28 protein-coding genes and 1 tRNA gene are annotated in these 26,849 nt (G+C 63.2%); 13 read left to right on the top strand and 16 right to left on the bottom strand.

What is annotated here, in order from left to right; genetic code table 11:
- Positions 1–326: 326 nt before the first annotated feature.
- Complete coding sequence (locus V3572_RS03930) at positions 327–794, top strand: hypothetical protein (protein WP_332109670.1); 468 nt, start codon at positions 327–329, stop codon at positions 792–794.
- A 518-nt stretch (positions 795–1,312) separates the two neighbouring features.
- Here the strand turns inward: V3572_RS03930 and V3572_RS03925 are convergent.
- Positions 1,313–1,513, bottom strand: a complete 201-nt coding sequence (locus tag V3572_RS03925; protein ID WP_332109669.1) for a hypothetical protein — start codon at positions 1,511–1,513, stop codon at positions 1,313–1,315.
- Between the two features lie 63 nt (positions 1,514–1,576).
- Positions 1,577–2,059, bottom strand: a complete 483-nt coding sequence (locus V3572_RS03920) for a hypothetical protein (protein ID WP_332109668.1) — start codon at positions 2,057–2,059, stop codon at positions 1,577–1,579.
- Positions 2,060–2,182: 123 nt separating this feature from the next.
- Here V3572_RS03920 and V3572_RS03915 point away from each other — a divergent pair, with 123 nt between their 5' ends.
- Positions 2,183–2,470, top strand: coding sequence for a type II toxin-antitoxin system RelE family toxin (locus tag V3572_RS03915; RefSeq protein WP_332109667.1), 288 nt, complete (start codon positions 2,183–2,185; stop codon positions 2,468–2,470).
- Positions 2,471–2,600: 130 nt separating this feature from the next.
- Positions 2,601–2,771, top strand: coding sequence for a helix-turn-helix domain-containing protein (locus V3572_RS03910; RefSeq protein WP_332109666.1), 171 nt, complete (start codon positions 2,601–2,603; stop codon positions 2,769–2,771).
- Between the two features lie 241 nt (positions 2,772–3,012).
- Here V3572_RS03910 and V3572_RS03905 read toward each other — a convergent pair whose 3' ends face one another.
- Positions 3,013–4,782 carry an ARMT1-like domain-containing protein gene (locus tag V3572_RS03905; RefSeq protein WP_332109665.1) on the bottom strand — a complete coding sequence of 590 codons (1,770 nt, stop codon included), beginning with the start codon at positions 4,780–4,782 and terminating at the stop codon, positions 3,013–3,015.
- The gene (locus V3572_RS03900) at positions 4,779–5,648 is read right to left on the bottom strand and encodes an NAD(+)/NADH kinase (RefSeq protein ID WP_332109664.1); all 870 of its coding nucleotides are present in this window, start codon (positions 5,646–5,648) and stop codon (positions 4,779–4,781) included. Before V3572_RS03900 ends, V3572_RS03905 begins: the two co-directional genes overlap by 4 nt.
- A gap of 185 nt (positions 5,649–5,833) precedes the next feature.
- On the opposite strand from V3572_RS03900, the gene V3572_RS03895 reads away from it, so the two are divergent.
- Both V3572_RS03895 and flgM read left to right on the top strand, forming a co-directional pair.
- Positions 5,834–6,253 (top strand): DVU0524 family FlgM-associated protein, encoded by a 420-nt coding sequence (locus tag V3572_RS03895; RefSeq protein WP_332109663.1) that lies wholly within the window; start codon positions 5,834–5,836, stop codon positions 6,251–6,253.
- A 63-nt stretch (positions 6,254–6,316) separates the two neighbouring features.
- Complete coding sequence (gene flgM / locus V3572_RS03890) at positions 6,317–6,631, top strand: flagellar biosynthesis anti-sigma factor FlgM (RefSeq protein ID WP_332109662.1); 315 nt, start codon at positions 6,317–6,319, stop codon at positions 6,629–6,631.
- 176 nt (positions 6,632–6,807) lie between these two features.
- Here the strand turns inward: flgM and fliW are convergent, their stop codons facing one another.
- From fliW to mgtE, 12 genes are all read right to left on the bottom strand, one after another.
- Entirely contained in the window at positions 6,808–7,311 is a 504-nt protein-coding gene (gene fliW / locus V3572_RS03885) for a flagellar assembly protein FliW (protein ID WP_332109661.1), read from the bottom strand.
- Positions 7,287–7,526 (bottom strand): carbon storage regulator CsrA, encoded by a 240-nt coding sequence (gene csrA / locus V3572_RS03880; RefSeq protein WP_163302624.1) that lies wholly within the window; start codon positions 7,524–7,526, stop codon positions 7,287–7,289. Before csrA ends, fliW begins: the two co-directional genes overlap by 25 nt.
- Before the next feature lie 168 nt (positions 7,527–7,694).
- Positions 7,695–9,245: a flagellar hook-associated protein FlgL gene (gene flgL, locus V3572_RS03875; RefSeq protein ID WP_332109659.1), complete on the bottom strand. Its 1,551-nt coding sequence runs from the start codon at positions 9,243–9,245 to the stop codon at positions 7,695–7,697.
- 129 nt (positions 9,246–9,374) lie between these two features.
- Positions 9,375–11,510 (bottom strand): flagellar hook-associated protein FlgK, encoded by a 2,136-nt coding sequence (flgK, locus tag V3572_RS03870; RefSeq protein WP_332109658.1) that lies wholly within the window; start codon positions 11,508–11,510, stop codon positions 9,375–9,377.
- Entirely contained in the window at positions 11,510–11,986 is a 477-nt protein-coding gene (gene flgN, locus V3572_RS03865) for a flagellar export chaperone FlgN (protein ID WP_332109657.1), read from the bottom strand. The genes flgK and flgN overlap by 1 nt, the downstream gene beginning before the upstream one ends.
- Positions 11,886–13,070 carry a peptidoglycan DD-metalloendopeptidase family protein gene (locus tag V3572_RS03860; RefSeq protein ID WP_332109656.1) on the bottom strand — a complete coding sequence of 395 codons (1,185 nt, stop codon included), beginning with the start codon at positions 13,068–13,070 and terminating at the stop codon, positions 11,886–11,888. The genes flgN and V3572_RS03860 overlap by 101 nt, the downstream gene beginning before the upstream one ends.
- A 1-nt stretch (position 13,071) precedes the next feature.
- Positions 13,072–14,160: a flagellar basal body P-ring protein FlgI gene (locus tag V3572_RS03855; RefSeq protein WP_332109671.1), complete on the bottom strand. Its 1,089-nt coding sequence runs from the start codon at positions 14,158–14,160 to the stop codon at positions 13,072–13,074.
- Between the two features lie 125 nt (positions 14,161–14,285).
- A complete protein-coding gene (locus tag V3572_RS03850; RefSeq protein WP_332109655.1) occupies positions 14,286–15,011 on the bottom strand; it encodes a flagellar basal body L-ring protein FlgH in 726 nt (241 codons plus the stop codon).
- Between the two features lie 16 nt (positions 15,012–15,027).
- On the bottom strand, positions 15,028–16,029 hold the full coding sequence (gene flgA, locus V3572_RS03845; RefSeq protein WP_332109654.1) for a flagellar basal body P-ring formation chaperone FlgA: 1,002 nt from the start codon (positions 16,027–16,029) through the stop codon (positions 15,028–15,030).
- Between the two features lie 6 nt (positions 16,030–16,035).
- Complete coding sequence (flgG, locus tag V3572_RS03840) at positions 16,036–16,818, bottom strand: flagellar basal-body rod protein FlgG (RefSeq protein WP_332109653.1); 783 nt, start codon at positions 16,816–16,818, stop codon at positions 16,036–16,038.
- An 18-nt stretch (positions 16,819–16,836) separates the two neighbouring features.
- Complete coding sequence (flgF, locus tag V3572_RS03835) at positions 16,837–17,619, bottom strand: flagellar basal-body rod protein FlgF (RefSeq protein WP_332109652.1); 783 nt, start codon at positions 17,617–17,619, stop codon at positions 16,837–16,839.
- A 134-nt stretch (positions 17,620–17,753) separates the two neighbouring features.
- On the bottom strand, positions 17,754–19,217 hold the full coding sequence (gene mgtE / locus V3572_RS03830; RefSeq protein ID WP_332109650.1) for a magnesium transporter: 1,464 nt from the start codon (positions 19,215–19,217) through the stop codon (positions 17,754–17,756).
- A gap of 459 nt (positions 19,218–19,676) precedes the next feature.
- Here mgtE and V3572_RS03825 point away from each other — a divergent pair.
- From V3572_RS03825 to V3572_RS03790, 8 genes are all read left to right on the top strand, one after another.
- Positions 19,677–19,752 (top strand) — tRNA-Gly (locus tag V3572_RS03825).
- A gap of 128 nt (positions 19,753–19,880) precedes the next feature.
- On the top strand, positions 19,881–20,453 hold the full coding sequence (gene rimP / locus V3572_RS03820; RefSeq protein ID WP_332109649.1) for a ribosome maturation factor RimP: 573 nt from the start codon (positions 19,881–19,883) through the stop codon (positions 20,451–20,453).
- On the top strand, positions 20,450–21,922 hold the full coding sequence (nusA, locus tag V3572_RS03815; protein ID WP_332109648.1) for a transcription termination factor NusA: 1,473 nt from the start codon (positions 20,450–20,452) through the stop codon (positions 21,920–21,922). The genes rimP and nusA overlap by 4 nt, the downstream gene beginning before the upstream one ends.
- Before the next feature lie 12 nt (positions 21,923–21,934).
- A complete protein-coding gene (locus V3572_RS03810) occupies positions 21,935–22,210 on the top strand; it encodes a YlxR family protein (protein WP_332109647.1) in 276 nt (91 codons plus the stop codon).
- A gap of 12 nt (positions 22,211–22,222) precedes the next feature.
- Positions 22,223–25,081 carry a translation initiation factor IF-2 gene (gene infB, locus V3572_RS03805; RefSeq protein ID WP_332109646.1) on the top strand — a complete coding sequence of 953 codons (2,859 nt, stop codon included), beginning with the start codon at positions 22,223–22,225 and terminating at the stop codon, positions 25,079–25,081.
- 15 nt (positions 25,082–25,096) lie between these two features.
- Positions 25,097–25,384: a DUF503 domain-containing protein gene (locus V3572_RS03800; RefSeq protein WP_163302507.1), complete on the top strand. Its 288-nt coding sequence runs from the start codon at positions 25,097–25,099 to the stop codon at positions 25,382–25,384.
- A gap of 63 nt (positions 25,385–25,447) precedes the next feature.
- Positions 25,448–25,783 carry a 30S ribosome-binding factor RbfA gene (gene rbfA, locus V3572_RS03795; RefSeq protein WP_332109645.1) on the top strand — a complete coding sequence of 112 codons (336 nt, stop codon included), beginning with the start codon at positions 25,448–25,450 and terminating at the stop codon, positions 25,781–25,783.
- Positions 25,764–26,723 carry a DHH family phosphoesterase gene (locus V3572_RS03790; protein WP_332109644.1) on the top strand — a complete coding sequence of 320 codons (960 nt, stop codon included), beginning with the start codon at positions 25,764–25,766 and terminating at the stop codon, positions 26,721–26,723. Before rbfA ends, V3572_RS03790 begins: the two co-directional genes overlap by 20 nt.
- Positions 26,724–26,849: the final 126 nt, after the last annotated feature.

Genomic DNA, 26,849 nt, shown 5'->3' with positions numbered 1-26,849 from the left:
AAAAAAGAACAAGGGCTTACGATGAAAATCGTAAGCCCTTGATTTTTGCGGACTACAAAAGCGGACTACAAACCCGGCATCCCGTACCCTGCTTCCACGGCCTCGACCTCGGCCAGGGCGGTCTGCTCTCGGTGACGGCCATATGCAGGCCGACCCCGTGGACCGGGCGGCCGTGGAGGCCTTTTTCATGTCGGCTTCCATGGCCGAGTGACGCGCGCCGCGCTCTTTCACCTCACGTTCGGTCAGCTTCCCCTGCTCCCCCCAGACGACGAAGCTCTTCCCAGAGGGCCTTGGTGTTGGCCTGCGCGCCGGAGGTGCTTACGTCTATGCGGATGCCGGGCATTCTCGTCTCCCTTGTTGGTGAAAACCGAGAATGCGTGGATGCGGAGGGTTGCCCCGGGGTTCAGATTCCTGGTATCGGGGCGGAAAAGAGGTGGTCGATAATGCTGAAAGCTGCTTTCGTGGTGTTTTGCGTTGGTTTGTGTTTTCAACAGGTGGTTCTGGCGCAACTTGCAAACCCATTCCCAGAGCTTGACCCTTCTGATTTTGGGAAAGTGAAGCTCGTCGAGTCTGTTACTGTTGGCAAGAAGGCAATTTATATAGGCATGAAGTACGATGACATTGTTGCTGTTCTTCCGCGTGAATCAATTGTGTCGCAGATGATTGACACTTCAAAAGGGAAGATAATTGCATTCAAAAAGTATAAATCTGGAGGGAAAACATTTATTCTTGGAGCAACCAGGGCCACAGACCCAGGCCCTTACATAGTGACATATATTGGCCTGTTTCAGTAATAGGAGGTGGCGCGCCACCCTTTGGCAACCCTGCTGGGCGGATGCCCCCCCCTAGCCCCGTGGATTTCTCGCGGAGCTTTTCCCTTGATTTTCTGGAGGCTGCCGTGGACTCAGACCCATTCCGTTTTACGATTGAAGGAACCATCGCCGCAGTGGGGGCCGTGCTTGCGGCGGCCTTCAGCATCCTATCTTGGGCGCGGCAAGCACGCGGGGACAAGCTTCATGTTTCCTTGGACCGTTCAACAATCAAGCCGGGCGCGTCTTCGGTAAGGGCCTTTCTCGTGAACGGGGGAGCACGGCCCGCACTGATTGGTAAGATTGTAGTGGAGGGAGGCGCGTTCGCGACGCCAGGGGAATATGCCCCCAGCACGGGCCGAGTTGCCCCGCACACCAAATCAGACACCAGGGAGAGAATCCAGGATCATCTTGTCCAGCCCGGTGAAACCGCGAAAATCGACCTGCTGTTGTTTTCTGATAGCGCCGGGAAGATATCCGCCAGCGTATCCACGGGAAGGCGATCAGCTCCCGCCAAACTTGTCGTCTCCATCTCCCGGGAGTGATTTTTCCAGCCATGCCGTTGCATCTCTCACGTGGGCCAGGACCGGCTCCACGACATGCCCCCTTTCCCTATTGACGAACATGAGCGCGTTCCCCTCTTCGTCGTAGGAGAAGACCAGTTTGCCATCAAACGTGACCTCAAGGACCGCGTTTCTATCCAACAGATTCCCTCCGTGTTTTTTTCTTGACTTTCGTTTGCGGGCCGGGCTTTCTGGCCCGCAAACTTACTTTAAATACGCCCGCGCCTTTGCGGCCAGTGCGTCGTTTTCAATCCACAATACCACATTCGCCCCGTTACCAACCCATGCAGTGATCCCATCGAAGCATTTTGCCGACCAGTAAAATTTGTTTGTCGTCACATTACATTGGCATGTTAATTTCAAAAAATCGACAATATTGCTGTATGTATTTCCGCTCCCGCCCTTAACAGTGGCTCTGATGGATCCGAATTTTCCGTCAACAACCTCATAATAAACCTTTGTCCCGTCCAGCGGCCCAGGCATTGGACTCTTCTTTGTATAATATTTCAGCCCGGCTGGTGGCGTATACGTATTCCCTCCACTCTCAACTTGAGACTCCTCCACAAAATCAGCGTTCTTACCCAGGTCAGTCCCCCACGGCTGCTTGCATCCATCATAAACATTTTGGGCACCAACGCCCCCGGCGCTCAAGGCTATAGCCACGATCAAAAACCAAGCAATCTTCATCCCGTATCTCCTTTTTGTTCGGAGGTACGCAAAGGTTTTGCTGGTGGCAAATTCTTCTTGACTTTTTTGGAGCGGGCCGGATTTTGGGGTTGACAGGTTCACAGAAAATGTCAACATACATTCATGAAATGGACGGTGACATTTACCCGCAAGGCGGCCAAGCAGGCCAAGAAGTTGCCCGGGCTGATTGCGAAGAGGCTTGAAGCCCTGCTCCTGGACATTCAAGAGACGGGGCCAATTCATCCAGACAGGCCTCGTTTTGGGAAGTTGAAAAACAGGCCCGGGGAAGTGTATCACTGCCACCTGAACAAGGGCCGCCCGGTCTACGTTGTGGTTTGGGAAATCGAAAAAAATTCCATCCGAGTGGTGGAGGTGGTTTATGTTGGAACTCACGAAAACGCCCCGTACTGACGGGATGTGGGACGTGCATGTAGTGGTCCCTGGGAACCGCCTGGGGGCCGTCGAATTGGCAATTGAAGAGGCGTCGGCCGCGAGTGTCCCACTCGAAGAGGTATTCCCGAGGTCTTCGCCGGGCTCCCTCTTGCGCGGCGCGCGCACGCTCATGGGCATGACCCAAAAGCAGCTTTCCGAGGCCACAGGGATTCCCATTCCGAGCATCTCCGGCATGGAGAACGACAAGCGCCCCATCGGGAAGGCCGCAGCGAAGAAGCTGGGGGAGGCCCTGAAGTTCTCCTACAAGGTCTTCCTGTAGCCCAAGGGCCGGGAACGCACCCGCAATCACGCCGGAATGTCTCTCGCCCATGGCGCTCAGGGCGTCGGTCGAGAACGGAATGTCCTCGCCGTCTTCGCCCGAGAGGCCTTCCCCTCCACGGATGATCCGGCGGGCCTTGATTTTGAGGTCGACGCCCACCAGCGGGCGAGCCAACCGGGAAGGTGAAGGCCCTCCTCAAACTGACGCGCCGGGACCGCCATGGACATCAACCCGATGCCGACTATTCGCAGGGGATGGCCGCGTCGCAGAACTTGCCCACGCCGTATTCGCGACGGCGGAAAAACTTCTCCGGTTCGGGACCGATGATCTGGAGCTCCGGCTGCTTGGACTGCATGGACAGGGCGATGTGCATTTCCTTGGTGCAGCCCGTGGAAAACGTGGCGTCCTTGCCCGCCCAGGCCGGGGGCACGGGCTGGCCCATCAGTTCGAAGCTCTTTTCGATGTCCGAATGGCTTTGGAAACGCCACACGTCGATCAGCCCGCACCGCTGCACCCGCTCCCACATGAACATCAGGTCGTCGGCGTCCATGCCCTCCTCGAAATGTTCGGCGGGATTGATGATGATGGTCCCGGTGAGACGCTCCCGCAGATGGGCGATGAAGGCGTTGACCACGGCGATGGCCTTTTTGGTCTGTCCCGGGATGCTGCCGATGATGGCGCTGTAAAACATGACGCTTTTCCCGGACAGCCGGGCCGAACGCATGCCCTGGATGATCTCCTCGGCCTTGGCCTTGATGTCGGCCTCGGTGAATTTGCGGATGCCCGGGGCTTTTTTCTTCAGCTCCAGGTGGAATCCCCCCTCGCGGTCCCGGCGAAAACTCAGGATGTCCCGGGTGAACTGGTGGCTGGTCAGCAGCAGGCGGCGGTGGTTGAACTCCCCCTTGGCGATGACCAGATCCGCCTCCTTCCAGGTCCGGGCGAAGGTCACGCTGACCCGGTGCAGGTTCAGGCGCTCCCGGGTGCCGTCGGAGATGACCACCAGGGGATTTTCCCGGATGATGCGCAACAGTTCGTTTTTCCCGGCCCGATTGTCCTCCAGAAAATAGGCCCCGGCCAGGACGCTGGTCAAAAGGGGATCCTCCTCGGCGTCCCAGAAGGTGGGGGCGTCGAAATAAAACCCCTCCTTGAGGGCCACGATCACCCGGTGCCCCATGCGCAACAGCGTGCGGATGAAGAGCAGGTCGATGACAAATCCCCCGGAAACGTCGGGCAGGTACAAAATCTTCATCTCGCCGTGGCGGTGGGGATCGACGAGGGTGCGCAGGGCCTCGAAGGCCTCGGTTCCGCCGGCCATCTCCCGGGCCAGTTCCTCGCGGGACGGGGGAGGACCGTCCTGGTCCCAGATGCGCGGCCAGCAGGACAGGGAAAAAAGCCGTTTGAGCTCCAGGCTGTTGAGCTCAAAACGCATGTCCGGAATAGTGCGGCAGGCCATCACCTCCCCCGGGCAGGCATACAGCAGATCCTTGAACTCCGGCCGCTGCACGAAGGCGAAGGCCCGGCGGTTGAGCAGGCGCTTGCGTTCCCGGCTGGGGTCGTCCTGGCCGCTTTGGGTCAGGAAAATGGTGTTGAGGCGTTTCATGAGCCGCGAAGGAATAAGCGTGGGATGGGTCAGGGCCTGGCGGTATTTATGCTCGCACAGAGCCATCACCCGCTTTTTGGTGTAGTCGTCGGCCTTGCAGTCTTCGATAAGGCGCACGATGCGGTCCCAACGCTCGTTGTACTGGCGCAGAAGCGGCGGCTCCAGGCGCTTGTCCAAAAGATACGTCAGCATCTCGTCGGTGCAGGGCACATACACCTGATCCGGCTCAAGCGACACCATAAACCGCAACTGCTCCGGAGAGGCGTTTTTGGCCGGATCGATGGTGTATTCGATGCTGTTTTCGGTCATGAAATGCAGGATCCAGGCGTCAAGATAGGGATCCCGGCCATACCGGATGTCCAGGGCCGAGGAAAAACGCCCGCCGGACGATGCGTCTGAGGTGTCGATCATCGTTGCCCGACAAAGCCTTTGCGCCGAAGTTTTTCGAAATAGGTGTCCTCGCGCAGGGTCACCAGGGTCAGGCCGCGCGCGGACCGGGTCACATGAATCTGATCCCTGGTCCGCAGGGGGAAGCCCTCCTGGCCATCCGCCGTCAGATGCATGTCCGCCCCGGTGTCCAGGGTGGTCACGATGATGGGGGCGCAGGAAGGCAGCACCATCGGCTTCAGGTCGGTCTGGAACGGACACACCGGGGTCACGCAATAGGCGTCCAGATCAGGATGCACCAGGGGGCCGCCGGCCGACACGCAATAGGCCGTGGTCCCGGTGGGGGTGGCCACGATGAGCCCGTCGGCGCGCAGGTCGCAGACGTACTCCCCGTCGTATTCCAGGCGCAACTCCACAAGCCTGGCCATGGCCCCCCGTCCGATGACCGCGTCGTTGATGGCCCTGGAGGCGAACACCCGCTCCCCGTCGCGGACCACGCAGACATCCAGGCACATGCGGGTGACGCTGTGAAAGCCGTTTTTCAGGATGTCGCGAAGGGCCGGTCGCCAGTTTTTCGGGCCAAGGGAGGTCAAAAAACCCACCCGGCCGAGGTTGATGCCCAGGATAGGCAACTGCCCCACCTTCGTTTTGCGGGCCTCGCTCAAAAGGGTGCCGTCGCCGCCGAGCAGAATGGCCAGATCGGGCTCCCGGGCCGGGTCGGCGCCGCGGCCGCGCGGCACGGGCCAGATGGCGGGGTCGGTCTGGCTTTCGCGCAAAAGCGTGGCCACGCCGGCGTCGGAGAGCCAGCCTGCGATCTCCAGGGCCAGGGCGTGGGCCTTGGGGGCGTCGGTCTTGTAGACGAGGAGGATGCTTGCGACTTCTGTCGGCATGTGTATGTTTTCCTTGCCTCCAAGTGTATGATAAAATGTATCGCCCGGGAAGTGTGGCGACCGGCCCTTTTCAGGCCCGCCCACGGCGCGGCGCCGGGAATCCGGCATGGCTTTTTTGACGGGCGCGGGCTAAAGAACGCCCGGGGTTATGCCGATAAAAGATGACGGGAGAGGAGGAAAAGACCGTGCCCGCCACCGCCTACGACGTCCGCAACATGCTTCGCACCTATGGCAAGCAGGCCACCACCGCCCGGCGGTTGGCCCGCTACCGCCGCATGTTGCGCGCCTCCGGGGCCGAGGACGAGGCGACCATCTCCCGGGAGGCCAAGCGCCGCGAGCTTGTGGAGCGGGTGACCGCCGAAATCATGGAGAATCTCATTGTCACCGGCAGCGAGAATCCCGTGGTGGCGGACATCAAGGAGCAGATCGAGGAGGATTTCGGCGAACGTTTTCTCTACGCCTACCCCCCCGAGGAACAGGACTTGCAGATCTTCGTTTTGCGTGAGGATGCCCCCCCCGAGGAACTGACGGGGGAAAACCGGACCATCTTCCTGCAAAAGCTGTGGGAAGTGGCCCTGGAGAAAGTTGACGACACCATGCTCTAATCTTTCACGGGTGCGCAGCCGATAAGATGTGCAACCGGAGCGAGTCTCCGGGAGGGGGCGATTATGGATATCAACGACATCTTCGGAACAGGAAAGCTTTACGGGCAGACCCGGGTGGGTTCCGGCCAGTCGGGGGAGGTGTCCGGGAGCGGCAAGGGCGGCAAGTCCGGCCAGACCAGCGGCTCCACGGACACGGTCACCCTTTCTGGCGACGCTAGGCTTTTCTCCCAGGCCGTGCGCGACGCCCAGGATTCGCCCGACGTGCGCGCGGATCGGGTGGCGGAGCTCAAGGCCCAGGTGGAATCCGGCGAATACCAGCCCGATTCCCATAAGATCGCCGAAAAGATGCTTCTGTCCGAGATCGACCTTCTGTCCTGACCCTTTCCGGCTTCATGATACGACGGCGGCGCCTTCCGCGAGGGGGAGGCGCCGTTTTTTTGACCGCGCAGGAAAAAGCCCGGCGCACGGCCGGGACAGACGGATAAAAAAGCCCCGGTTTCGAAAAACCGGGGCTTCGTCATTTTCGCAGTCGGCGCCGCAACCCGCGCGACGGCCTATTTCTCCTCGGCGTCTCCGGAGGATTCGGCGGATTCGGACGGCGTTCCATTTTGGCCCGTCGCCGACCCGGGCATGAAATGGCTGGGATATTTGGCGTCGGTCTGGGGAACCTGCAGCCCGATGCGCGTTTCATAATTGATGACCAGGGGACCGCTTAAGTTCAGGGTGGTCAGTTCCGGACGTCCCACGGGGATGCTCACGGTGACGAACACCGCCACCTTGCGCCGGTCGTCCACCCCAAGGATTCGTCGGTCGGCCTCGCCGACCACCACCTCGTATTCGGTCATGAAGCTGTACGGATCGGCCACCAAAAGCCCCAGTTTGGGATCGTCCATGCTTTGCAGCAAATGAAACGGCGAATCCTCCTTCAAATGAATGAGGGTGAATTCCTTGTGGTGCTCGAAACCGATCAGCCCCCTGGGGAAACGGATGACCCGTTCCGGGGGCACGCCCACCTCTCCCACCCGGGACTGGATTATTCTTTCGTTTTCTTGTGCCATATGTCCGCCGCGGCGAAAACGTCCTGGTCGCTTGCCTGCATGGCCTGCCTGTTCTGTTCGAGAATCCGCAGGTACACCTCTTCACGATAGACCTGCATGTCGTGCGGGACGTCGAGACCGATCTTGATCTGCTTGCCCTGCACGCCAAGCACGGTGATCTTGATGTTATCGCCCAGGTGCAGGCTTTCTCCCGGGCGTCGGGTAAGTATGAGCATCAATGCCCCGTTTGATGGAAACAGGTTTCGCTCAGGCGACAAACGCCGTCCGCGTGACAGCATGTCTATTCGCCACTTGGGAGCCGTGTCAACAGAAACAGCTGCCCGCCCACGTATTTCCCGGCCTGGCGTCTTTCTCCGCAGCCCCCCTGCGCACGCCTCATCGCTCTACACGTAGTTCATCAGGCTCAGCTCCATAATGGTGGCCGAGGACTTGAGCACGGACTGATACGCCAATTCCTGCTGGGCGATCTTCACCAAAAGCGCCGCCAGATCCACATCCTCCACGTTGCTCACCTGCTCCGTGACATTGGCTTCGAGATTCTCCAGGAAGGTATCCGCCGCCGTCAGCCGGTTTTCCCGGCCGCCCACACTGGCCGCATAATTGAGGATGGTTTGCTGGGAGTCGGTCAGGTCGGCCAGGCACTGCTGGCAACCCGACTGGTTGTTGGTCTCCAGGTAGCCCACAAGCTTGCCCACGGTTTCAAACACATTGGCGGTCAGGCTGCCGTTGATGGTCACCGCCTCGCTACTGCCGTCCCCCGAGGGATCGGCATACACGCCGCCGAAAATATCCTTGCCCACGCCGTTGATGGTCACGGTCTGGTTGGATGAGATCTGGACGTCGATGTCCGCCGTGCGCGGCCGCACCACAAACTGCCCTCCGGTCGGGATGGCCGCCCCGGTGTCGCTGGTCAGGGTCAATATCCCGCCGGGGATGGGCAGCATGGCGCTGCCCGAGGCGATGCTGCTCGACGTATGCCCTTCGGACCAGGTCAGCCCGCCGTCGGTACTGTACGAATAGGTGAAGCTGGCCCCGGAGGCCGACATGTCCACGGCCTCGTCCACCCGGACCACGACGTTGTCTTTAAACGTGCCGTCGGCCGTTCCCGTGACGCTGGTGTTGTAGAGGGGGTCGACCTCCGAGGCGTCGGCATCGTCGCCCTGATAGACGGCCGTGGGGCGTATCCACAGCCAGGTGCCGTCCGTGTCGTTTTCGTCTTCGCTGGCCGTGACGCTGGCCGTGGCGTCCAGGTCCAGGGTGACGGAATCACCCAACTCCAGGCGCACCTGCCCGGCCGGGGCGGTGGCGCTGTAGGTTCCCTCGGTCCAGGTCTCGCCGCCGTCGGAGGAATAGCGGAAGGCCGGAGGCGGTACGTCGGACAGGCTTCCGGATTCGGAAAACTGCACCAGGATGGTGGAGTCCGAATCCCCCTCGATGGTGAAGGAGGTATCGGACAGGGCCTCGTCGTTGGTGGTCATCCACAGGGTTTCCTCGAAGGCCGGGGTATCGGTCTTTTGCCCCGCAAAGATGGAGCTGCCCTGATAGGTGGTGTTGGCCAGGGAGATGAGCTGCTCGAAAAGCTGGCGCAGTTCATAACTGATCTGCTCCCGGTTCTCGTCGGTCAGGGTGCCGGAGGAGGCCTGCTCGGCCAGTTCCTTGATGCTGGTGAGCACGGTGCTTACCGAGGTCATGGTGGAGTCGGCCAGACTGAGCCAGCCCTCGGCCATGGAGATGTTCTCGCGGTATTGGCCAAGCGAGGACAGGGTGTCGCGGCCGTTTAAGACCCGCACCGTGCCTATGGGATCGTCGGAGGGCTTGTTGATCCGCTGTTGGCTCGACGACTGGATGTTGGATTCCATGAGCTGGGCCAGGGAAGAGTTCATATTCTGCAGGACGTTGGAATACATCCCCCGCTGCGTGACGCGCATGATCATGACGACTCTCCTCTCGTACCCGCCCCAGGGTCTTATCCTCGAACCTGGCGTACACGATTTTCTCAACCGAAAATCTTAACTACTTGTTTTTTCATAAAAAATACTGGCGTCTTTTTAAGGGACGCAACCCTAGGACTTCATCCCAAGGATCGTCTGAAACATCTCGTCGGCCGTGCTGATGAGCTTGGCCGCCGCCTGGTAGGACTGCTGGAACCGGATCAGGTTGGACATTTCCTCGTCCAGGCTCACGGCCGAAACCGAGTCCTGCCGTGCGGCCAGTTCATCGGCCAGGGCGGACTGATACAGATAGTTGTACTCGGCGTTCTGGGTATCCACGCCCACCAGACCCACCAGGGAATTGTAATATCCGGACAGGGTCTGGGTGGTGGTCCCGCTGGAAAACGTGGACATGGTCACCTGGGTCGAGGACAACGCGGCCAGGGACAGGGCCGTGGTGTTGTCGCCGGTGTTCATCTCGCCAGCCCCGTTGACGTGCCCGGCATTGAGGAAATTCGAATCGTTGGCCACCACGGTGTTGACGGCGGCGTCATTTGGCGTGGAGCCGGTGAAAAACGTATTGATGCCCAAAGCCGCATAGAGCCCGGTCGAATCCTCGCCGAAGGCGAAGGTGTAGCCGGCGTCGGCGGTGACGGACAGGGTTCCGTTGATGACCTGGGCGGTGCAAAAGGTCCCGAAGGTATTGTTTATGGCGTCCACCACGTCGTTTAAGCTATGCACGGCCGGGTCGAAGGGCTGCGCCCCCGAGGCCACGGGATCGAAGTCGATGTAGCCGAAGGACGCCGCCGAGGCCAGGTTGCCGGTGGCTTCGTCATAAAAATACATGCTCGAAACCCCGGACGAGAGCTTGTCCCCGAAAACCAGTCCCGACGAGGCGCTGCCCAGGGCGATGTCCGCATCGGCCACGGTATACGACCCCATGGCGTAGCTGAAGGCGGAAAGTCCCGCGCCCTGGGAATGGATGCGGTTGACCTCCCACACCAGGCTTTCGGTAAAGGCCTCCAGACGGTCACGGTAGGCGCTGACGTTGACGTCGCGCACGGTGCAATAGCCCTCCAGGGAGCCGCCGGTGATGCGCGCGGTGTTCTCCGTGCCGTTGGCGTAGGTCTGGGGGGTGACGTTGATGGCCGTGCCGGCCGCCTTGTACCAGTAGATGGCCTTTTTGGGGACCAGGGTGAAGGTGTCGCCCTCGCTCAAATTTCCGTCGACCGGGGCATCGTCGGGGTTGTCGCTTGCGCCGAACCAGATCTCCAGCTCTCCGACCTGCACCTTGCCGTCCTCGGGACGGGCGGAATAGAGGATGTCGTCGCCGTTGTCGTCCTTGAGCCAGGTCTTGCCGCCGTCTAGGGACACCCGGAAGGTGGCGGCCCCGGCCCCGCTGGTCACGCTCCCGGCATCCACCACCTGCAGGGTGTATTCATATTCGTCGGAACCGTCGTAGTAGGCTTGGCCGTCGAAGGTGGAGGTCTGGGTGAGCTGTTTGGTGGTCTTTCCCTGCTCGAACGTGAACGTGAAGGTCGAGGTGCCGTCCACGATGGTGTGGCCGGCCTTGGTCATGATGGTGATGTCGCCGTAACCGTTGTCGATGTACTGGATGTCCACGATGGAGGCCAATTCGCGGATCTTGACGTCGCGCAGGTCGTAGAGGGCGTTGGGATTGTTGGAGCCTTCCACGGTATTCTGATTGATCTGGGCGTTGAGGTCGGCGATCTCCTGGGACAGATCGTTGATACGGTCCACATCCTGGGAGATGTAGTCTTCCATCTGGCTTTGAATGGAGGCCAGATCGGAATCCATCTGGGCGATCATGCTCAGCAGATTTTCGGCGTCGTCGATGACCACCTCCCTGACGGCGCTGTTTTCGGGACTCAAGGTCAATTCCTGGAGATCTGAGAGGAACTGGGCCAGGGCGGAGTTGACGCCGCTGGTATTGGATTCGTTAAACAGGGCCTCCACGCTTTGCAGGGCGTTGTAGGCGGCCTCATAGCTCGCAGCCGTGGAAGACTTGTCCAGGTATTGCAGTTCGATGAACTTGTCGAACAGCCGCACCACCTGCGTGGCCAGGACGCCGGTGCCCAACTGCCCGGCCGAATAATTGATGGACATGGCTTCTTCGAGAAGAAGCACCTGCCTGCTGTAGCCCTCGGTATCGACGTTGGCGATATTGTTGCCCGTGACCTCAATAGCCAGCTGCGAGGCGCGAAGCCCGCTTTGGGCGATATTGAGGATGGAGCTGATGCCGGGCATTACATTCTCCCGCTCAAAAGCGTCGGCTCGGACGAGGCCCGGGCATAACGACCGGCAGCGGTATAGACGTCCCTGGTGGGGACAAGCTGCTTCTGGATGAATTCGACGCAGGAGCGGCTCTGATCATAAAACCCCAGGGCCATCTTGAAATTCTGCTCGGCCTGTCTGGCGCAGGCCTGCTCCCGGCGGTCGAGGCCCTCATACAAAGCCTGGGCGCGCTGGCGCTGGTCCTCGGAGAAGGTGTGGATGACGTCGAAAAGGCGTTTGGCGGTGGGAACAATCGTCACGTAGATGGCGCGCAGATCGGTTCGCTCCACCGCAATCTGGCGCAGGAGTTCATGGATGGAAAATTCGAGTCCGGCCACCTTGGTGGGATCAAGCACCCTCAGGTGGGTAAATTCTTCCTGCTGCAGCATGGCCAAAAGCGCCAGGGCCTTCTCCTGCCTGTCCAGGCTGGCGAGTATTCTCGAGGTCATGACTTCCTCCCCCGCTGTAGCGCGCCGCCGTCGCCGCGCCTTCGTTTATGCCTTGCGATGCGACGTTCGCCGCATAGATTCCCACCTGCATGGGATCCACGCTGGCCCCGGCGTATCGCAGTTCAAAGTGCAGATGGGGGCCGGTGGATCGTCCCGTACTTCCCACTTCTGCAATTTTCCGGCCTGCGGCGACAACCTCTCCCTGCTGCACGTCGATGCTGCTTAAGTGCCCGTAAACACTACGCCATCCGCCTTCATGCTCCACGATCACGGCCTTGCCGTAGCCGCCCTTTTGCCCGGCAAAAACGACCTGGCCGTCCCAGCAGGCGGCAACCGCTTCCCCTTCGGGGGCGGCGATGTCCATGCCCGCATGCCAGGCCGTCTTGCCGGTGAACGGATCGCCACGCCAGCCGAAGTCCGAGGTGATGGTCCCGCTCACCGGGGCCGCCAATTCCATGGCGGCCTGATCCCGGCCGGGACGCGAGGCGTCGGTCCCTTCGGCGTCCTTGGCGGAGAGAAACAGGGAGTGGGAGGGATGGGCCAACACAGGGTCGGCCACGATGCGCTGCGGCTCGCTCGGGATCCCGGCCGATTTCGTGGGGAGGTGGTCCAGCCCCGTTCCGATCACGGGACGGTTGGCGGGCAACGTGGCGCCCTTGGCGGGTCCTGTCGGCGCCCCCGATCCGGCGCCCGTCTGGTCCGTCTGGCCCGTCTGGCCCGATTGGCCCGATTGGCCCTTGCCCCGCCCCACCCGCTCCTTGAGCTGGGCATACATCATGTCCGCCAGCCCGATGCCGCCGGCCTCGGCCAGCTTGTCGCCCAGGGCCTGATCGAACATGGACATGTATTTGTCTTCGTAGGGGCTGTGCAACATGCCGTCCTTGGGCACCGTGGCCCGCATCTGGGTCATGAGCTTTTGCAGGAAGGCGCTTTCGAATCCCCGGCAGGCCTCGCGCAGTTTCTTCTCGTCCGTATTTCCGGCATTGAGGGTTCTGGCCAGGGAATCCATGCGCAGCTTGTTCTGGACATCCACGCCTGCCTCGGCGGGCGCGACCAACAGCGACGACTCCAGGCCCACGGACATGTTACATGACCTCCAGCTCGGCGTGCAGGGAGCCCGAGGTCTGCAAGGTGCGCAGGACGCTGATGAGGTCGCGCGGGGTGGCCCCCAGGGCGTTTAAGCCCTGCACCAGCTCCTGAAGACTGGCGCCCTCCACCAGCTTGAGCTTGCGGTTGTCTTCCTGCATGGCGATATCCGTCTCCGGCACCACCACGGTCTGCCCCTCGGAGAACGGCAGGGGTTGGGAGACGTCGGCGGATTCGCGGATCTCGATCTGCAGATTGCCATGGGTCACGGCGGCCGGGGCCAGCTTGACGTTTAGGCCAACCACCACGGTGCCGGTCTTTTCGTCCACCACCACCCGGGCCCGGTTGTCCGGCCGAATCTCCAGATTCTCCAGGTTGGCCAGAAGCGGCACCAGGTTGCCCTTGTGCTGGTCGGGCACGGCAAGGCTTATGGTGGCGCCGTCCACGGCCGAGGCAAAGGCCCCGCCCATGGCGTCGTTGATCTTCTGGGCCACCTGCTGGGCCGTGGAAAAATCGGGATGTTGCAGGTTAAGCGTCAGGCCCTCCTGCTGGTTGAACTCGAAGGGGATGGTCCGCTCCACGTTGGCCCCGCCGGGGATCATGCCCACGGTGGTGATGTTTTTGGAGACCGAGGCCGCCGCACCCGAGGCCGTCACGCCGCCCACCAGAAGCGAGCCCTGGGCGATGGCGTAGATGTTGCCGTCGATGCCCTTGAGCGGAGTGACCAGAAGCACCCCGCCAAGCAGGCTCGACGAGTCGCCAAGCGAGGAGATGGTCACGTCCATGCGGGTGCCGGCCTTGGAGGAAATGGGCATCTGGGCCGTGACCATGACCGCGGCCACGTTTCTGGGCTTGAGCGTGGTCTTATCCACGCGCACGCCCATTCGGTCGAGCATGTTGTAGATGGACTGCACGGTAAATTCCGAACCGCGCTTGTCGCCCGTGCCGGACAGCCCCACCACCAGGCCGTAGCCCACCAACTGGTTGGTGCGCGAGCCGCTAAACGAGGCGATGTCTTTGAGGCGCGTGCCGTGGACGGCCTGGGTCGCGCCCAACACGAAGGCGCACAGGAAAAGGGCCGCCGCCATCCACCGGCCCATGGCCGACTCCGTCATCCGGTCGCCGCGTCTTCCGATCACGATCTCGCCCATAACGTCCTCTCTCATTCCTGTTCCCGTCGTCCGGGAACGCCTGCCGCGTCCGTGCGCAGGAGTTAGAACGGCCACACGTTGTCGAGGATGCGCGACAGCCAGCCGGGCTTTTGCCGGTCGGCCAGAACGCCCTCGCCGTAATATTCGATCTTGCAGTCGGCCAGGACCGTGGACGGCACGGAGTTGTCCGGGTCGATGTCCGTTGGCCGCACCAGCCCCCGGACCACGATGATCTGGTTCTCGTCGTTGACCTTGGTCTCACGCGCCCCTTCCAACTGCATCACCCCGCCGGGCAAAATGGCCACCACCCGGCAGCCGATGGAGGCGCTGACGTCGGACTCGCGCTTGGTCTCGCCCTTGGCCTTGAACTTGTTGCTGGTCCCGGCCTTGACCATGGCGTCCGAGCCGACGGGCCCCATAAGTCCGAAATTGGGACCGCCGAGCTGTCCGGTGAGGGAACCGTCAAAGGTGCGGTTGCCGAAATAGTTGGCCACGCCGATGTCCACGGTGGAATCCTTGTCGGACTTGGTCTCTGCCTTGTTCTTGCCCCGGGAGTTCTCCACGATGTTGACCATGACGATGTCGCCGATGCGCCGGGCCCGGTTGTCCTCGAAGAGAAACCCGGCCTGGGACTGGCTGAAGATGGAGCCCGGATTCTCCGCTGCGGGCGGGGCCTGGAAGACCGGCTCGGACAAAGTCGGCGCCGGGGCGGGCCGTTTGCTCGCCGAGGAGCAGCCCGCCGCCGACGTAACGCATATGATCAGGGCCAGGATGGCTGTACGGTTCATGGGATATCCCCCTTGATCACCTTTCGGTGACGACCACGGTGTTCTTGTCGCGCACCGAGGCGATGACTTTCCGTTCACTTTGCAAGTTGCGCACCGTCACCCGTCCGCCCGGCGCGCCGTCGGATTCGGCCAGGGCGTCCACCTGAAGCCGGATGCGGCCGCCTTCATAGACCAGGAGAACCTTGTCGCCTTTTTGCACCACGGGCATGGGCTCCACGTCCTGGGCGAACACCACCTGTCCCTGCCCCACGCCGCGCACCAGGCGCACGGGCAGGCCCGTGCCGTCCCAGGGGCGGCCGGGGAGTCCGGCCAGGTTGCGTTCCTCGAAAGACACCAGCTCCTGAGTCAAAACCCCGTCGCGGGGATTGACCGGCCGCCTGGCCACAGCCACCCGGGTCGTCTGGTTGACCACGGCCCTGGCCGCCACCTTGCTGACCGTGCGACCGTCCGGGCCGGTCACGCACAGCCGCAGTTCCGTCGCTCCCGGGCCGCTGGCCGTGCTCCCGGCGGCCATTTCCACGGCCAGCCGGTCGTGCTCGGCCAAAAACAGGTATTCCGGGGTCTCCACCCCGCTGAGCCATGTCCGTCCGGGCAATCCGGACAGCTGCGGCGTCAAGAAATCGACGATGAGATTCTCCAGTTCCGTGCGCTGGACCACCCGCCCTCCCCGACGCACCATAAGCTGCATCGGCAGGACGTATTCCACGGGGGCGTCCTTCAGGTAGGCCCGAAGTCTGCCCGGCAGTTCGGCCCCGGGCAGGGTCTGGGACTGTCCCGGCGCGGGGGCGGCCCACAGGGCCGTGGCCCCCAGGATGGCCCAGGCGTCCTCGGGAAATCCCGGATCGGGCGCGGCGATGTCGCGAAGCGTCACCCTCTCGCCGTCCGCGCAGGCCGCAGGGAGGATGCGCAGCATCCAGGCGGCCTGGGCCGTCGGTGCGCAGAAAACGACCCCCAGGCAGGCCACCGTCGCCAATATGGCGGCCCGGGCGGAGTCAAAGATGCGTCCCGTGCTGTTCATGGTATTTTACCGCTTCACGTTGACCGCTGTCTGGAGCATGCCGTCGGCGGTGGTGATGGCCTTGGAGTTGGCCTCATAGGCGCGCTGGCCCACAATGAGCCCCACCATTTCGTCCACAAGCTCCACGTTGGACATCTCCAGGAAGCCCTGGACCAGGATGCCCGCGTTCTGGTCGCCGGGATTGAGTTCCTCGGGATCGCCCGAGGCCTCGGTGGTGGAATAGAGATTGCGGCCCTCGGCGCTTAAGCCCGCCGGGTTGATGAAGGTGTAGATGGGGATGTCCACCCCGGCCAGTTCCTCGCCGTCCGCATCCAGGCAGGCCAGGTGTCCGCCTTCGGTGATGGTGATGTTTTTGGTTTCCTGGGGCACGGCGAATTCAGGCTGCAGGACATAGCCGTTGGCCGAGACGATGGTGCCGTCCTGGTTGAGCTTGAAGGAACCGGCCCGGGAGTAGAGCTCGCGGCCGTTGACGTCCAGCCGGAAAAACCCGTCGCCCTCGATGGCGATGTCGAGCTGGTTGCCGGTATTTTGCAGATCGCCCTGGGTGAAGAACTTGTGCACCGTGGTGGGCCGCACGCCAAGTCCGACCTGAAGGCCGGTGGGCAGGCGGTTGCCGCCGGCGATCTCGGTGCCGGCCACGGCCTGGGTCTGGTACATGAGATCCTCGAACTCGGCCCGGCTTTTTTTGAAGCCGATGGTGTTCACGTTGGCCAGGTTGTGGGACATGGTGTCTATTTGCATCTGCATGGCCACCATGCCGGTAGTGGCCGTCCAAAGAGAACGCATCATACGCGTCAACCTCCTGCGTTATTTTTCCGAACCGATCCTGGTCGCCCGAGTGTCGAGATCATGGGAACTGGTCATGACTTTTTGATAGGCCTCAAAGGTGCGCTGGGTCTCGATCATGGACACCATTTCGGAAACCACCTCCACGTTGGGCTTTTCCAGATAGCCCTGCACCACCTGGGTCAGGGCCGGATCGATGGCCTCCCCCTGGATGGCTGCGCCGCCGTTGCCCCGGTAGAGGTTGGCCCCGTACTTCTCCAAGGTCTCGGGCTCGGCCACGGCCACCAGGTCCAGGGTTCCCACGGGGGCGCCGTCCACGGAGATCTGGCCGTCTCCGGCCACCGTGATGACCTTGCCCGCCGGGATGTCGATGGCCCCGCCCTCACCAAGCACCTGATAGCCCTGGTCGGTCATCAGGGATCCGTCCGGGCCGCGCAAAAAGGCCCCGCTGCGGCTCAGATAGTCGCCGTCGGGAGAGCGCACCCGGAAAAATCCCGGCCCTTGTATGGCCAGATCGAAGGTGTTGCCCGTGGCCTGCAGCGCCCCCTGCGAGAAGTCGATCTGTTGCATGGACAGGCGCGGTTTGGCGATGAGCTCGGCCTCGGGCAGAAGCTGTTCCTCACGGATGGTTCCGCGCGGGTCGGGGTGGTAGTCGTGGGCGTAGCGCACGAAGGTGTCGTGGAAGGACACCTGGTCGCGCTTGTAGCCGGTGGTGTTGATGTTCGCCAAATTGTTGGCGCTGATATTGAGGCGGTTTTCGTTGCTTAAAGCCCCGAAAAGCGCGCTGTACATGCTCATGTCCATGGAAGGAGTCCTCCTCGACCGGAGGGGATGCAAGGGGCGGACCAACGGCGAATGTCATGGGAGGTAGAGCGGACCAAAAAAAAGAGGCCGGACGATGCGCCATCGTCCGGCCCCGGCGTCGTATCGCGCTACGGCTACACGCCCAAAATGATCCGGGCCGCGCCAAAATAGAGCAGAAGGCCGGTGATATCCACAAGCGTGGTCAGGGAGGGGCTGGCGGCCACGGCCGGATCGCGCCCCAGGCGCACGGCCAAAATCGGCAGGGCCGCGCCGAGGATGGTGGCCGTGACCACCTGGGCGCACAGCGCCAGGCCGACCACGAATCCCACCTTGGCCAGGGTCACGCCCGCAGGCAACACCGCCCCGTGCGACAGAAACGACACCTTGGCGAAGGCCAGAAGGGCCAGGATGCCGCCCAGCATGGCCGCCACCTGGAACTCCTTGAGAAAGACCCGCAACGCGTCCCGGGGCTTCACGTCGCCAAGCGTCAGGGCTCGAATGACCACCGTGGCCGACTGGCTGCCCACGTTGCCCCCGGCGGCGGCGATCATGGGCATGTACAGGGTCAGGATCAAAAGACTGGCCAGGGTGGACTCGAAGGAGCTGATGATCAGCCCGGACACCAGGCCCAGGGCGGCCAGGATCACCACCCAGAAGGCCCGGTTGCGAAAATGCCCGAAGGCCGAGGTGCGCAGGTAGGCCTGGCCGTCATGGCTGCCGCCGATGGCCACGAATTTCTCCATGTCCTCGGTGTGTTCCTGGTGCAGCACGTCCATGGCGTCGTCGTGGGTGACGATGCCCACCAAAACCCCTTTCTCGTCCACCACGGGCAAGGCCAGCAGGTCGTAGCGGGAGATCGTTTTCACCACCTCTTCCTGGTCGTCTCCGGCCCGGGCGAAGATCACCTCCCGGTTCATCAGATCCGACACCCGGCTTTCGGGCCGGGCCAGGATGAGATCCTTGAGCGACACGAACCCGGTCAGCCCCCGGGCGGCGTCCACCACATAGGCGTAATAGATGGTCTCCTTGTCCGGGGCCTCCAGGCGCAACTTCTCGATGGCCTCCCGGGCGGTCATCTCCGGGTTCAGGGAGGCGTATTCCGAGGTCATGACCGCCCCGGCCGTGCCCTCGGCGTAGGAGGACAGCCTGCGGATGTCCTCGCGCTCGGCCTGGGCCAGGGCGGGCATCACGGCCTGGCGGCATTCGTCCGGAATGCGCTTGAGCAGATCCACCCGGTCATCGTGGGGCATGGCCGACACCAGGGCCGTGACCTCGCGCCGGGTCATGGCCTGGGCCGTGGCCACCTGGGCGGACTCGGTCAGGTGGACAAAGATCTCCGCCCGTCGCTCGGGGGCCAGGGCCGCCAGCACCCGCCGGGCCAGCTGGGCCGGACTGCCGGGATCGGGGGAGTCGTCGTGGCGGAAGTTTTCGAAGGCGGCGCACAGGCGCTGCGCCGCGACGCCCGGATGCTCCCCGCTTGCGGCGCAGCGGATCAGGGCCGTGACGTCGGCGGCGTCCCGGCGATCATCACGCGAAACGCCGGAGACGCCCGAGGTGGACGTCGCCATGGGAAATTTCGCCAGAAGGGTGTTCGGCATGGTTCGCCTCCCTTGCACAGGGAATTACAGGCTGCGGAACTGGCCGCGCCCTTGGCGAACCGGGAGGGGAAAGGCTTAGTCGGACCCGTCCGGAAACGGGAGCGACCAGGACATCCCTCGCGGCCGTGAAAAGGCGCGGGTCCGGGTCTGGTCGCGGCGCGAACGCCGCGTGGCCTTTCGGGGCCGACTACCGTCAGGGTCCATGAAAAAACCTTGGGTTGATTGTTTTCCATGGCGCACCGCCCTGGGGCGGCATGCCGTCATCCAGAAACTTCTATACATCGCAGACAAAAAAGGCAACCCTGAAGCGTCCTGCCCTTGACCGGACAAAGGGGCGTCTTCCGCCAACCGGAGGCAGCCTCCCCCGCCGGGGCGTTCCCCGCTTCCGCCCTCCGGACGTCCTCAGGGGCATCTTGCCCCTTGACAAAAACTCCACACCGGGTAATTTCATCAATTCGAGCGGGCGTAGCTCAGCTGGTAGAGTACAAGCTTCCCAAGCTTGGTGTCGCGAGTTCGATCCTCGTCGCCCGCTCCAGCTTCTAAGCCTCTGACGACCCTGGCGTTTTTATGTGTGACGAGACGAGGTGGACCAGCGGGTTGGGTCCACTTTTTTTTTGCCGGGCCACGGCTCGCGAGCCGACTTTCCCGTATTTTATAGGATATATGGACATCCAGGAACGCGCCCAACTGATCGAAAAGCTTCTCACCCCGTTTCTCGCCGCCGAGGGACTCATCCCCTGGGGAATCGAACTCACCTCGGCCGGGCATCGGGAACTTTTGCGTATTTTCATCGACCTGTCCCCCGAGGCCCGGGCGGCCCAGGGGCAGATGGATCGCGAGGCCGGAGTGACTGTGGACCACTGCACCACGGTCAGCCGCCACGCCGGATATCTTTTGGACGTGGAAGACGTCATGCCCGGCCCTTATGTGCTTGAGGTCTCCTCGCCGGGCATTGAGCGCCGTTTTTTCACGCCCGGCCAACTCGCCGGGCACATCGGCCGTGAAATCGAGGTGACGCTTCTTACGCCCCGCTTAGGGCGTCGCCGGTTCCGGGGACTCCTGACCGGCGCCGCAGGCGAGGCGTTCACCATGACGGCCGATCCGGGACCGAAACAGACCGCCGTGGACTTTGCCTGGAACGACGTCAAAAAGGCCAGGCTGGTGCACCGTTTTCCCGATGCGGCAGGCGATCCCGGCCAGGAACATTTCCATGGACCCTCGGAGGTGACCCCATGAGCATGGAGCTGAAAAAGGCAATCGACCAGATAAGCAAAGACCGGGGCATCGACCGGGATCTCCTCGTTGACACCCTTGAGGAGGCCGTGCGCTCCTCCGTGGCCCGTAAATATGGGGATCACCTGGATTTCGAGGTGGGCTACAACGAGGAACAGGGCGAGATCGACGTCTACCAGTTCAAGGTGGTCGCCGAGGAAGTGGAAGACCCGGACGCGGAGATCACCCTGGAGGAGGCCCGGGCCATCGACCCCAACGTGCAGATCGACGACGAGATGGGGTTCAAGCTCAAGATCGAGGATCTGGGACGCATCGCGGCCCAGTCGGCCAAGCAGGTGATCATCCAGCGCATGCGCGACGCCGAGCAGGAGATCATTTACGAGGAATACAAGGACAGAAAGGGCGAGATCGTCAGCGGCATCATCCAGCGCCGGGACCGCTCCGGCTGGATCATCAACCTCGGCCGCACCGAGGCCCTTTTGCCCAAGGAAGAGCAGATTCCCCGCGAACGCTACAAGCGCGGCGACCGCGTCCAGGCCTTCATCATCGAGGTGCTGCCCCAGGGACGCGGCCCGCAGATCATCGTGTCGCGCACCCACGGCGACTACATGAGCGCCCTTTTCTCCCGCGAGGTGCCCGAGGTGGCCGACGGCACCGTGCGCATCCTGGGCGTGTCCCGCGACCCCGGCTCCCGGGCCAAGGTGGCGGTCATGTCCAAGGATCGCGACGTGGACCCGGTGGGGGCCTGCGTGGGCATCCGGGGATCGCGCATCCAGAACATCGTCCAGGAACTGCGCGGCGAGCGCATCGACATCGTGGTCTGGAGCCCGGACATCGCCGGATTCGCCAGAAACGCCCTGTCCCCGGCCTCGGTTTCGCGCATCATCGTGGATGAGGAAGAAAAGACCCTGGAGGTCGTGGTTCCCGACGACCAGCTCAACCTGGCCATCGGCCGCAAGGGCCAGAACGTCAAACTGGCGGCCAAGCTTTTGGGCTGGAAGATCGATATTTTCACCGAATCCCGCTTCGGGGAGCTCAACGCCTCGCGCAAGGAACTCGAACAGCTGGCCAGCGTAGCCGAGATGCCCGTGGAGAAGTTCCTGTCCGCCGGGTTCACCTCGCTTGAGCAGATGATCGAGGCCGACGACGAGGCCATGTCGTGCATCGAGGGCATGACCCCCACGCGCATGGGCAACATCCGGCTGGCCCTCAAACTCCTGGCCCCGGCCAAGGCCCCGGCCGAAGAGACGGGCGATGCGCCCGAGGCCTCGACGGCTCTGGACGAGGCGGCCGGTGACGAGCCCAAGGCCGCGACGGCCATGGACGAAGCGGCCGACGACGAACCCGTGGCGACGGCCGACGAGACTGGTGACGCGGCCGCCGAGGCCGCCGATGCGGCCGATGCGGCGGAGGCCCCAGGGGACGACGTCCCGGCAGTCGAGGGCGACGCGACGGCCAGGCCCGGGGAATAGGACGCCGCCCCCATGAGTATTGCGGGGCCTGAGGATGGAAACGGCGACGGGAAGCACGTTCCCGTGCGCATGTGTGTGATATGCCGGGGCCGGTTTCCCAAAGCCGGACTGTCCCGATATGTTGATTGGTCCCGGGCGTCCGGCGGCCCGGCCACGGCCGAGACAGCGCCGCCGCAACTGGTCCATGACGCAAAGATGCGCATGGACGGCAGAGGGCATTATGTCTGCGACAACCCCGTCTGCCGGGAAAAATTCAAGAAATTCGCCGGGCGCGGCAGGAAACGTTAGGGGGAAGCCAAAGTGAGCAGCATTCGGGTGAAAGACCTCGCCAAGGAACTTGGGGTCGGCAACAAGGAAATCCTGCAATTCCTGCGAGAGTTGGGCTTTCAGGCCAAAAGCCAGATGGGCGCCCTGACCGAAGAGGAAGTGTTGCAGGTGCGCGCCAAGGCGCGGTCGCTTGTGGGCAAGACCCAGGTCATCGACACCGAGGTCCAGCCCGGCGTTATCGTCCGGCGGCGCAAGCCCGCCCGGGACAAGACGCCCGAGCCCGCCCCCGAGGCCGACGCCACTCCCCCGGTGGAACATGCGGCTGCCGAGCCCGAAGACGTCGAACCTCCCGTGGTCGAGGTTTCGGCCAAACCGCAGGCCCCGGAAGAGGCCCCTGCCGATCATGCCGAGGAGCGTGCGCCCCGAAAGGAGCGCCCCGCGCGTCAGGCCCCGGTGGAGACCAAGGCCCGGATCATCTCCCAGCCCGCCGCCCCCGAACCTGAGGCCCCGGAACCCGCCCTGCCCCATCCCGTCGAGATGGATACGGCCGCCGTGGTGGAGGCCGTGGAAGAAGTCGAGGCCGCCACGGAGATGGCGCAGGCCGCTGCGACGACCGATCAGGAATCCGCCGCCGAGGCCGAGCCAGTCATCACGGCGGACGCGATCTCCGAAGAGAAGCCCGAACAGCCCGTCGCCGCCGAGGCGGCCGCAGGCGCCGAAGCGACGCAGTCCGAATCGGCGCGACAGGCCGAGGAAGAGGCCCGGACCGGCAAAAAGAAAAAGCCGCGTCGTGAGCAGCCGATCACCCCCCAGGTGCGCATCATCTCCATGCCCGACCCCAAGCCCGTAGTCCCGGCGGCCCCCGCCGCCGCCCCGGGAACCGCCGCTCCCAAGGCCGAGACCGAGGAGGAGCGCCGGAAAAAGGGCAAAAAAGACCGCCGTACCGTCGAATTCGCCCCCACCCCGGTGGAAACCGAGGAGTCGCGCCGGAAAAGCGCCGCCGCCAAGAAGAAAAAGACCCCCGATATCCAGGATCGCACCGGTGGCCGGGCCAAGTCGTTCAAGCGGAAAAAGCCGCGCGAGGACTTCCATCCGGTCCAGCCCCAGATCCAGGCCGGAACCCAGCCGCTCAAGGCCGCCAAGCGCAAGATCCGCATGGAAGAGACCATCCGGGTGGCGGAGTTGGCCAAGCAGATGGGCATCAAGGCCCAGGATCTCATCAAGGTGCTTCTGGGACTTGGGGCCATGGTCACCATCAACCAGTCCCTGGATGTGGAGACCACCATCCTGGCCGCTGGCGAATTCGACTACGAAGTGGAAAAGGTTGGCTTTTCCGAAGAGGATTTCCTGCTCGACCGCGAGGCCGACAACCCCGAGGATATGCGGTCGCGGCCGCCCGTGGTCACCATCATGGGCCACGTGGATCACGGCAAGACCTCGCTTCTCGACGCCATCCGGCTCTCCAACATCACCTCCGGCGAGGCCGGGGGCATCACCCAGCACATCGGCGCCTATCATGTGAGCACCTCGCGCGGCGAGATCGTCTTTCTGGACACCCCCGGTCACGAGGCCTTCACCGCCATGCGCGCCCGCGGCGCCCAGGTCACGGACATCGTGGTCCTGGTGGTGGCCGCCGACGACGGGGTCATGGACCAGACCCGCGAGGCCGTGAACCATGCCAAGGCCGCAGGCGTGCCCATCGTGGTGGCCGTGAACAAAATCGACAAGCCCGAGGCCAACCCCGACCGGGTCATGCGCGAACTGGGCGAGCTGGGTCTCGTGCCCGAGGCCTGGGGCGGCGAGACCATCTTCGCCAACGTCTCGGCCAAACAGAAAATCGGCCTGGACGCCCTTTTGGAGATGATCCTTTTGCAGGCCGAGGTGCTCGAACTTTCGGCCAACCCCTCCAAGCGCTCCCGGGGCCACATCGTGGAGGCCCGGCTGGACAAGGGTCGCGGCCCCATCGGCACCATCCTCATCCAGGAAGGCACGCTCAAGCAGGGCGACGCCTTCGTATGCGGCGTGGTCAGCGGCCGGGTGCGGGCCATGTTCGACGACCAGGGCAAAAAGATTCGCGAGGCCGGCCCGGCCATGCCCGTCGAGGTCCAGGGCTTCGAGAGCGTTCCCGTGGCGGGCGACGAGTTCGTCGGGGTCGAGGACGACAAGGTGGCCCGGCGCATCGCCGACGCCCGTGGCATCAAGCAGCGGGAACGGGAGCTGGGCAAGGCCACCAAGGTCACCCTGGAGACCTTCCTGGCCTCGCGGCCCGACGCCGAGGCCCAGACGCTCAACCTGGTGCTCAAGGCCGATGTGCAGGGTTCGCTTGAGGCCATCACCGAGGCCCTCAACAAGCTGTCCACGGGCAAGGTCAAGGTCAACGTCATCCATGCCGGAACCGGGGCCATCACCGAGTCCGACATCCTTCTGGCCTCGGCCTCCCAGGCCATCATCATCGGCTTCAACGTGCGGCCCACGGTCAAGGTCAAGGACGTGGCCGACCACGAGAACGTGGACATCCGCTTCTACGACATTATCTACAAGCTGGTCGGCGACATCAAAGACGCCATGTCCGGCATGCTGGCCCCGGTCATCCGGGAGCAGTACCTCGGCCAGGCCGAGGTGCGCGACACCTTCAGCGTTCCCAAGATCGGCTTGGTGGCCGGGTGCGGCGTCCTGGACGGCAAGCTCACCCGCAATGCGGGCATCCGCCTTTTGCGCGACGGCGTGGTGGTCTACACCGGCAAGCTGGCCTCGCTTAGGCGCTTTAAAGACGACGTGAAGGAAGTCACCAAGGGATACGAGTGCGGCGTGGGTCTTGAGAACTACAACGACATCAAGATCGGCGACGTCATCGAGGCCTTCGAATCCGTGGAGGAGAAGGACACCCTGTAAGGCGGTGGTCGGAGCATGGTCATCGGCATCCTGACCCTGGAGTTTCGGCTCCACGGAAACGACTCGCTCAAGGGCAAACGGCGCGTGGCGTTAAGCCTCAAGCAGAAGCTGCGCAACACCTTCAATGTGGCCATAAGCGAGATCGCCCGCCAGGATGCCCACGACACCCTGGTCCTGGCCGCCGTGACCGTCTCCCCGGACGCCCCCCGGGTGCAGGGGCTTTTGCAGAAGGCGCTCAACAAGGTCGTGGCCATGGATGCGGCCGAACTGGTCTACGACGACATCGAGATCATTCAGGTCTGATCCGGCCCGGTCTGACCCGGTCTGATCTGGCTCGGCCCCCCGGGGTCGGCAAGGATAGTGATTATGAAACAGGCGACCTCCCGGCGCTCCACACGGCTTTCCGACCTGATTATGCGGGAAATCGCCCAGATGCTTGTGGAAGACGTGAAAGACCCCCGGCTCGAACTGGTGACCATAAGCGGCGTGGCCTTAAATACCGACTTAAGCGTGGCCAAGGTGCTCTACACCCTGACCGGAGACGAGAAACGCCAGGCCCAGGCCGCCGCCGGGCTTGAGCAGGCCAAGGGCTATATGCGCGGACTTTTGGGCCACCGGCTCAAGATCAAATTCGTTCCGGAACTGCGTTTTGCGCGCGACACCTTTCTTGAGGACATGGTCTATGCCCACCCCGATGCGTGATATCGCGCGCATCCTTCGCGAACACGACGACATCGCGATCCTCTCCCACGAAAATCCCGACGGCGACGCCGTGGGCTCGGCCGCGGCCATGGGACACATCCTGGCCCGGCTGGGCAAGCGTTTCACCATGGCCAACGCCTCGCCCCTGCCCGGCCAGTTTTCCTGGATGGACATTCCCGGGCATTGGACCACCGCCCTGCCGACGACCTACGGCTTCGCCGTGGCCCTGGACTGCGGCGACGCCGCCCGCCTGGGGCCTTTGGAGCATGCCCTGGACCCGGCAAGGCTCATCGTCATCGACCACCACCTGGGCAACCCCGGCTTCGGGGCCCTGAACTGGGTGGACACCACCGCCTCCTCCACCGGGGAAATGGTCGCGGCCCTGGCGGACGAACTCGGCGTGCCCCTGACCGGCGGCCTGGGGCAATGCCTCTACGTGGCCATGATCACGGACACCGGGGATTTCACCTTCGGCTCCACCCGGCCCGAGACCCTGGAACTGGCGGCCCGCATCCTTCGTGCCGGGCTCGACGTGGGCGAAACCAACGCCCGCCTGAAAAATCAGTGGTCGCTTTCCCGCATCCGGTTGTGGTCCGAGGTCATGGGCGGCATGACGCAGCACTTTGACGGCCGCATCGGCTCCATCGCCATCTCCCAGGAGACGCTGGTCCGCACCGGCGCCACGGCCGAGGACTGCGACGGGTTGGTCAACTGGGCGCTGCGGGTGCGCGGCGTGCGGGCGGCCGTGGCCGTGCGCGAACTGCCGGACGGCCGGGTGAAGTTCAGCCTGCGCTCGGTGGGCGATGTGGACGTGCAGCGCGTGGCGGCGTCCTTTGGCGGCGGCGGGCATAAAAACGCCTCGGGCGGATCGCTCGACGGCCCCCTGGCCGTGGCCGAACAGACCTTGACGGCAGCCGTGGGAGCGTCGCTTGGAGCGTAAGAATCCAGGGGGAAGCCTCCGGCGGCCAGGGGGGAAACCTTTTAAAGCCCCGGCATGAGCTTACTGGGATTATGAAAAAGAAGAACAGTGGATCAATGAAATGTCACAAAAGGGTCTAGCGCTCAT

The organism is Desulfolutivibrio sp., assembly GCF_036584575.1.
Classification (GTDB): Bacteria; Desulfobacterota; Desulfovibrionia; order Desulfovibrionales; family Desulfovibrionaceae; genus Desulfolutivibrio.
This window is presented reverse-complemented; position numbering and strand designations above follow the sequence as displayed.